Annotated in this window: 9 protein-coding genes; 2 read left to right on the forward strand and 7 right to left on the reverse strand. The window is 69.2% G+C overall.

Annotated features, from left to right (window positions below):
• From HY703_02295 to HY703_02325, 7 genes are all read right to left on the reverse strand, one after another.
• Positions 1 to 336, reverse strand: a 336-nt coding sequence (locus HY703_02295) for a hypothetical protein (protein ID MBI4544008.1), incomplete at its 3' end; no start/stop codon positions are given.
• A 34-nt stretch (positions 337 to 370) separates the two neighbouring features.
• Complete coding sequence (locus HY703_02300) at positions 371 to 1,261, reverse strand: dihydrodipicolinate synthase family protein (GenBank protein MBI4544009.1); 891 nt, start codon at positions 1,259 to 1,261, stop codon at positions 371 to 373.
• A gap of 23 nt (positions 1,262 to 1,284) precedes the next feature.
• On the reverse strand, positions 1,285 to 2,349 hold the full coding sequence (locus HY703_02305; protein MBI4544010.1) for a type IV pilus twitching motility protein PilT: 1,065 nt from the start codon (positions 2,347 to 2,349) through the stop codon (positions 1,285 to 1,287).
• Positions 2,350 to 2,477: 128 nt separating this feature from the next.
• On the reverse strand, positions 2,478 to 3,188 hold the full coding sequence (locus tag HY703_02310) for an MgtC/SapB family protein (GenBank protein ID MBI4544011.1): 711 nt from the start codon (positions 3,186 to 3,188) through the stop codon (positions 2,478 to 2,480).
• Positions 3,189 to 3,267: 79 nt separating this feature from the next.
• Positions 3,268 to 4,068: a 4-hydroxy-tetrahydrodipicolinate reductase gene (locus tag HY703_02315; GenBank protein MBI4544012.1), complete on the reverse strand. Its 801-nt coding sequence runs from the start codon at positions 4,066 to 4,068 to the stop codon at positions 3,268 to 3,270.
• A gap of 3 nt (positions 4,069 to 4,071) precedes the next feature.
• Positions 4,072 to 4,965, reverse strand: a complete 894-nt coding sequence (locus tag HY703_02320; GenBank protein ID MBI4544013.1) for a 4-hydroxy-tetrahydrodipicolinate synthase — start codon at positions 4,963 to 4,965, stop codon at positions 4,072 to 4,074.
• 14 nt (positions 4,966 to 4,979) lie between these two features.
• A complete protein-coding gene (locus tag HY703_02325) occupies positions 4,980 to 5,228 on the reverse strand; it encodes a hypothetical protein (GenBank protein MBI4544014.1) in 249 nt (82 codons plus the stop codon).
• Between the two features lie 152 nt (positions 5,229 to 5,380).
• On the opposite strand from HY703_02325, the gene HY703_02330 reads away from it, so the two are divergent.
• Complete coding sequence (locus HY703_02330) at positions 5,381 to 6,223, forward strand: inositol monophosphatase (protein ID MBI4544015.1); 843 nt, start codon at positions 5,381 to 5,383, stop codon at positions 6,221 to 6,223.
• Between the two features lie 167 nt (positions 6,224 to 6,390).
• The coding region (locus HY703_02335; GenBank protein MBI4544016.1) for a transglycosylase domain-containing protein at positions 6,391 to 7,724 on the forward strand (1,334 nt) is incomplete at its 3' end.

Raw genomic sequence — 7,724 nt, forward strand, 5'->3', positions numbered from 1 at the left:
GAGTGCCGGGACGAGAGCGCCCAGCGGAACCAAGGCCGCCGCGCCGCGGCCGCCCAGGAGAAGCACGGTTGCTGCCATCATCGCGGCCAGGTATAGGAGGCCCACGGCCGGAAGCCCGAACCGGCCAGGCCAGGCGGAAAAGCTGAAGCTCAGCTCGTCCACGCGGTAACCGAGGGCCTGGAAGCGCTGCCGCAGCTCCACCGCCACCTGCTCGGCGCCCGCGGACCCACTCAGCCGCGGGCGGGCCAGTGCGCTCAGGCTGTCCAGAACCTCTCGCTCCTCGCGCCGGCTCGCCGGTCTCGGCACCCGGCCGGCCGGCCCTTCGCCCCCACGCATCCTGTCCTGGTAGCTCCGTGTCCCCGATGAACCGTCAGCCGGGCAAAAGCTCCGCCTGCACCAACACGCGCGCGACCTTACGCCGCTCCTTTTCGGGCAACGGGCGCAACGGCGGGCGCGGCGCGCCTCCCGTGTAACCCAGCAGGTCGAGGGCTGCCTTGACACCCGGCGCGCCGTAGGCTGCTACGATCTCCCGGTGCACGGGAGCAAGCCGTTCCTGCAGCTCACCAGCACGCCGGCTCTCGCCCTCGCGGTAGTACTGCAGGATCCGCGCACAATCGCCTGGCGCGAGCAGACCGAGCGCCAGGACGCCGCCCACCGCGCCCAGCTCGAGCGCCGTGTAGAGCAACGCGCCGCTGCCCACCAGCAGTGCAGCGTGACGGCCGCACGCCACCGTGTAATCGGCCAGCCGCTTCACGTCACCGGACGAGTCCTTCACGGCGGCCACCCGAGGGTGACGGACCACTTCGCCGATCAGCCCCGGCTCGAGCACCACGTGGGTGTACTTCGGAATGTGATAGACAATGAGCGGGACCCTGGCGGCCTCGGCCACGCCCAGGTAGTAGTCGCGCAGCGCCGCGGGCGCGAGCAGCGCGCCGAAGTAGGCGGGCGGGTGCAGCAGCGCCGCGTCCGCGCCGGCCTCGGCAAGCCGGTTGAGCTGGCGGGCGGCCGTGCGGGTCGACTCCCCGCTCACGCCCGCCACCAGCGGCACGTCTGGTGGCACCAGGTCCCGGGCGAAGCCGACGAGGCGGAGCTTCTCCTCCTCCTCCAGCAGCACGCCCTCGCCGGTCGAGCCGAACAGGACGATGCCGTCGATCGGCTGCTGAAGCCAGCGGCGCAGGTTCTCGCGGAAGCTGACGGGGGCGATCTCCCCCGAGACAGGGTCGTACGGCGTCGTGACCGGGAGCAGGATCCCCGAGAACACAGGCGCGGCCCGCGAGGCAGCGCTCAGCCGAGGACCTTCATGCGCAGCTCGAAGTCCGCGGGATTGGTCGCCGCGGCCTTGGCCACCTCGTAATCGACGGTTCCCCCTCTGACCAGGTCCATCAGATGCTGATCGAACGTCTGCGAGCCGTACTGCTCCCGACCCTGCGCAATGAAGTCCGGGATCTCGTCTACCCGGTTCATATCCCGCATAGCGTCGCGGATGGTGCCGGTGACCACCATGACCTCGCAGGCTGCGATCCTGCCCTTCACGTCCTTGCGCGGGAGCAGCCGCTGACTGATCACGCCCACCAGCGACTCGGAGAGCCGGACCCGAACCATCTCCTGCTCGTGCGGCGGGAACACAGCGATGACGCGGGAAATGGTCTTGACCGCGCTCTGCGTGTGCAGCGTCGAGAAGACCAGGTGCCCGGTCTCCGCCGCTTTGAGCGCGATGTCGATAGTCTCTGTGTCGCGCATCTCGCCCACCAGGATGATGTCCGGATCCTCACGCAGTGCCGCCCGCAGCCCCGTCGCGAACGACTTGGTGTCCGCACCCACTTCCCGCTGCGTGATCGAGCTCTGCTGGTGCCGGTGCAGGAACTCGATGGGATCCTCGAGCGTGAGAATGTGCTTCTTCTTGTTCTGGTTGACGTGGTTCAGCATGGCCGCCAGTGTGGTGCTCTTCCCCGAGCCCGTCACGCCCGTCACCAGGACCATGCCGCGCTCCGCGTCAGACATCTCGGCCAGCACGCGCGGAAGCTGCATCTGCTCGAGGGTCGGGATCTCGAAGGGAATGGCCCGCAGAATGATTCCGAAGGAGCCGCGCTGCCGTAAGATATTAACCCGGAACCGCCCCAGCCCGGGGGCGCCGAACGAGCAGTCGTAATCGAGGATCTGGTCTACCCGTTCCCGGTCCTCCGGATCGGCAATGAGCTGGATCGCGAGCTGCTTGGTCTGCTCGGGTGAGAGCCGTTGCTCGGTGAGCTGGGTCAGTTCTCCCCGGACACGGGCGCGCACGAAGTCGCCGCCCTTGATGTGGATGTCCGAGGCGCCCTGCTGCATCGCAGCCTTCAGAATCTCAATCATCCCGGAACCTGTCGGTTGAGGTACAGCGGATAAACTAACGGCGGCCGGCCGGCCGCACTACCACCTCAGTGGTCGAATTCGCCAGGACGGTCGCATTCGGCCGGGACCGTACCTGCGAACTCGACCGCTTAGAGCTGACTGACCTTGGTTACGGCCGGCGCCTCGAGCAGGCGGTGCAGCGCCTCATGCCACTTGCGGGCCGGGCCCGCGGCGGCCAGGGAGATGATGTAGGCGTCGCCGCGCTTGTCCACCTCCAGCGTATGGACCTGGAAGCCGCTCTCTACCAGCAGCTTCTCGACTCCCTGGACGGTACCGGGCTGGGGCGTGACACTGACCTGCAGCATGTGCTCGACGGAGCGGCGCACGAGCTGATCCTCGACGCGGCCGAGGAGGATGAGCGCGACAATGACCAGCACCGTAGTGCCCACGGCTTCGACGTAGGCCTGCATCCCCACGGCCATGCCGATGGCGGCAACCACCCACAAGGTGGCGGCAGTGGTCAGGCCAACCACGCTTCCCCGCGCCTGGATGATCGTGCCTGCGCCGAGGAAGCCGATGCCGCTGACAATCTGGGCAGCGATACGTCCCGGGTCCACGTTCGGCGCTGCCGGGCCGGCCGAACGCGCGACGGCGATGGAGAGTTCGGTGAGCAGTGCGGCTCCCAGGCAAATAAGGAGGTTGGTGCGGAAGCCGGCGGGCTTGCGGCTGAGCTCGCGCTCGAGTCCTACGGCGCCGCCCAGCAGGGCGGCCAGGAGCAGGCGGCCGAGCAGGTCGAGCCGGAGCCAGCCCAGCCGGCTCAGCCAATCGGCCGGCGCATCCGCGAGCGGCATCCATTCCATGAACCGGGCCCTCGCCCCCCTCAGTGGTCGAACTCGACCACTCAGTCGTTCCCTCGGCGGAGTTCCTGCAGCGGACCGGTCATTCCAGCCCCAGCACCTCTCTCATATCGTAGTAGCCAGGCGGTTTCCCGGCCAGCCAGCGCGCGGCGAGCAGCGCCCCCTCGGCAAAGAGGCTGCGGTCCGCCGCCGCATGGGCCAACTCGATACGCTCGCGCGCGCCCAGGAAGAGCACGCGGTGCTCGCCCGTGATCTCGCCGCCCCGAAGGGCGTGGAACGCCACTTCCCCGCGGGCCCGCTCGCCGCTGCGGCCGCTCCGCCCGTCGCGGCGCAGGGGCTCCAGGGAGGCGCCGCGCCCCCCCGCGACGGCCCGGCCCAGGGCGAGCGCGGTGCCGCTGGGCGCGTCCGCCTTGTGGCGGTGGTGCGCCTCGACGATCTCGACGTCGTAGCGCTCGGCCGGCAGCACGCGCGCGGCCTGCTCCACGATTCCCAGCAACAGGTTGACACCGGGGCTGAAGTTGGAGGAAACAAGCACGGCACTCCGCTCGGCCGCGGCCTCGAGCGCGCGCAGCAGCGGCCTCTCCAGACCCGTGGTGCCCACAACAATGGCTCGCCCCGCCAGCATCGAGGCGTGCAGCTCGAGCAACCTGGCGAGCTGCTCTGCCGCGGAAAAGTCCACCAGGACAGCGGCTTCCTCGAGGATCGGCGCCGCCCTCTCCGGCGCCTCGATGCGAGGATAGCCCAGCTCGGCAGCCGCTTCGCGGGAGCGGGGCGTGCGAGCGATGCCTCCCGTCAGGCGCAGATCGGCCGCGCCCTCGAGCAGGCGGGCCAGGCAGCGGCCCATGCGGCCGGTCGCGCCGGACACCGCAAGAAGTGTGGGCATGAGTCAGCTTTCCGGGCGGCAGCCTGCTTCACGCAATGCGCTCACCAGCCGCTCGCGGGCGGCGGGCTCGAGCGGCGTGAGGGGGAGGCGCGGCGGACCGACCTCGAACCCGAGCCATTCCACCGCCGCCTTGACGGGAATCGGATTGGGCTCGGCGAAGAGCGCGCGGACCAGCGGCAGGTAGTGAAGCTGCAGCTCGCGACCCCCCGCCACGTCGCCTTCCAAAAAAGCGTGCACCATGCGGCTCGTGTCCCGCGGAGCCACGTTGGCCAGCACACTGATGACGCCACTGCCGCCCAGCGCCAGGATGGGCACGATCTGGTCATCGTTGCCGCTCCAGATGGCGAGCCGTCGCGCCACCAGCCGTGCCAGCTCGGCGATCTGCACAATGTCGCCGCACGCCTCCTTCACGCCGATCACCCGGCCGTCCGCAGCCAGCTCGGCAATGGTGGCGGGCAGCACGTTCACGGCTGTGCGGCCCGGCACGTTGTAGACGACGAGGGGCAGGTCCGCCGCTTCGAGCACCGCCCGGTAGTGTGCCAGCAGCCCGCGCTGCGTCGGCTTGTTGTAAGGCGGCGCGCTGACCAGCAGGCCATCCGCGCCCGCCTCGCGCGCCTGCACCGCCAGCTCCGCCACCCGTGCCGTATCGCTCCCGCCACAACCGGCCAGGATCGGCAGGCGCCCCTCGTTTTCGTCCGCGACGATCTGGACGGCCGTACGCTGCTCGTCCGGGCTCATGGTGGCAGCCTCACCTGTCGAGCCGCAGACGACCAGGGCGTCCGTGCCTTCCCGGTGGTGGAAGCGCACCAGCGCGCGCAGCACGCGCTCGTTCACGCCGCGCTCCTCGAAAGGGGTGACCAGCGCGACAGCGCTGCCGGTGAAGCGAATGGCGGGCATGGCGAGTTTAGTGGCTAGGGGTTGTTCAGATCCAGGATATCGGCGCGGGTGACGTCGGCCTCGTCATCATTCGGCGCCAGGTCCCGCTCGGTCGATTCACGGAAGTCCCGCTCCACCTCGTCGGGCCGGGCGACGTCGAAGAACGAGCGGAACACCCGGTTCCCACATTTGACGCACACCAGCTCCGCGGGCGGCGACTGCTCGGCGGCAAGGCCACCAGGCACCACCCGGCAAAAGGGCAAGATGCTTGCCGGCGCGAGCATGGCGGCGGCCGAAAGCCGGCGCTTGCTCCTGGGCCGGATTACATGCTTCCCCTAGATTACCCGCCCGCGCCGGCCCGAGCAACCGCGCCGGCGCGCCGGACGGAGGCGGACGCAGGCGGAGACTCCACAAACCAGCGGAGAACGAACTCGTCGTGCCCACGGATGAACTGCTGGGGCTGGCGCTCGAGGCCGCCCGGGAAGCGGCGCAGATCCACCGCAGCCATCTCGGCCGGGTGCAGGTCGAGGCCTGGTCGGAGAAGGGCGTGGCGGATTTCGTCACGCACGTCGACCGCGAGGCCGAAGCGCGCATTGTCGAGCGCATCCACCGCCATTTCCCTGACCACGTGGTGCTGGCGGAGGAAGCCGCCACGGCTGTCTCGCCTGCGCCGAGCGCTGGCCGTGGCGGCACGGCCATGGCCGCAGAGGCGGGTGGCTGGCTCTGGTATGTCGATCCGCTGGACGGCACGACCAACTTCCTGCACGGCTACCCCATGTATTCCGCCTCCGTGGCCGTGGCGTACCGGGGCGAGCTACTCGCGGGCGCCGTGGTCTCGAGCGCCACCGCCGAGGAGTGGACGGCGGCACGCGGCCGCGGCGCCTACAAGGATGGCCAGCCCATCCGCGTCTCGAGCATTGACCGGCCTGCGCTGGCCCTGATCGGGACCGGCTTCCCCTTCAAGGCGCTGGACCTGCTGCCGCTCTACCTGCGGCAGTTCGAGAGCGTGATGCGTCACACAGCCGGCGTGCGCCGCGCCGGCTCTGCGGCCCTCGACCTGTGTCACCTGGCCACGGGCTACTTCGACGGCTTCTGGGAGCTCTACCTCTCGCCCTGGGACATTGCCGCTGGAACCTTACTGGTGCGGGAGGCGGGAGGCGTCATTACCACACTGGACGGTGATGCGCGGGTGCTGGACCGGAACCCGGTGACCGTGCTGGCGGGAAACCCGGCCATGTACCGCGAACTCGAGCGACTGCTCCGGGAGGCAAGCGGCTGAACCCGCAAGCGGCAGACGCCTGCCCCCGGAGCGGCCGCAAGGTCACGGCCGATTACGTCACGTCCACCTGCCTGCCCTTCGGCGTGGCGCTGGCTGCACGGCGGAACCCGGGCCGCGCCCGCGGGGGTAGGAAAGCTTCCAGTCAGGATTCGACCCCGGAAATGCCCATGGCAAGTGTCCCAGACAAGCTTACTGGCCTCGTCCCGAGGTCGTCGCTGCTCGAAACCGGGCCCTCCAGCTCGCGCCCCCGGCTGGTAGCCGGCGCCGCCCTCCTCGGCCTCGCCTTCCTGGGTGCGGCCGCAGGGCTGGTGCTCGGGAGCTGGAGCGCCGTCTGCCGCGACTGTCCCTCTGTTGCCCAGATCTACGTGTGGGAGCCGAAGCAGGCCACGCAGATCCTGACCCATGACGGCGAGCTGATCGCCGAGCTGTTCCAGGAACGGCGCACGCCCGTTTCGCTCAAGGACCTGCCAGCGTACGTGCCGCAGGCGTTTGTGGCGGTGGAGGACCAGCAGTTTTACCGCCACTGGGGGTTCAACCCGTGGGGCATCGCCCGGGCGGCGCTGAACAACCTGCTTCACGGCCGGATCGAGGGCGGGGGCAGCACCATCACGCAGCAGTTGGCGCGCAACATGTTCCAGAAGGAGGTCGGCTTCGAGCAGCGGTTCGGCAGGAAGCTGAAGGAACTGAAGGTCGCGCGTCAGCTCGAGCAGGTCTACACCAAGAACCAGATCCTCGAGGCGTACATCAACCAGGTGAATTATGGCCGGGGGTGGTTCGGCATCGAGACGGCGGCGCGTCGCTTCTTTGGCAAGTCTGCCACCGGGCTAAATCCCGCGGAGGCGGCATTACTCGCCGCTGTGATCAAACTGCCGGAGCATTTTTCGCCGTTCCGCAGCCCGGAGCGGGCGCGGGCCCGGCGCAACCTGGTGTTGGGCCTCATGGGGAAGCAGGGATTCCTGGATGAATCGGCCGTCGAGCGCTGGCAGCTCGAGCCGCTGCCCACGCGGCCGCGCGGTGCGGACGAGGGCGAGTTCGCACCGTACTTCGTCGAGTGGGTCCGTGATCAGCTCGACGACCGCTACGGGTCGGAGCTGTACAGCAAGGGGTTACGCATCCACACCACCCTGGATGCGCGCATGCAGCGCGCGGCGCGTACAGCCATGGAGACGGGCTGGGAGTACATCGAGAAGCGGCCCGCGTTCCGCCACCTGAAGTACGCGGAGTTCAAGGCGCAGGGCGGCACGGTCTCCGGGAACGAGACGCCCTACCTGCAGGGAGTGTTTATCGCGCTCGATCCTCATAGCGGTGAGATCCGCGCCATGATCGGCGGCCGCGATTTCCAGGAATCGAAGTTCAACCGGGCAGTGCAGGCGCGGCGGCAGCCGGGTTCGGTGTTCAAGCCGTTCGTGTATACGGCTGCCCTGGCCAGCGGCATTCCGGCGTCCCACGTGATCTACGACTCGCCCATCATGCTGGACCAGGTGGACGGCACCACCTGGGC

Source organism: Gemmatimonadota bacterium (assembly GCA_016209965.1).
Lineage (GTDB): Bacteria > Gemmatimonadota > Gemmatimonadetes > Longimicrobiales > RSA9 > JACQVE01.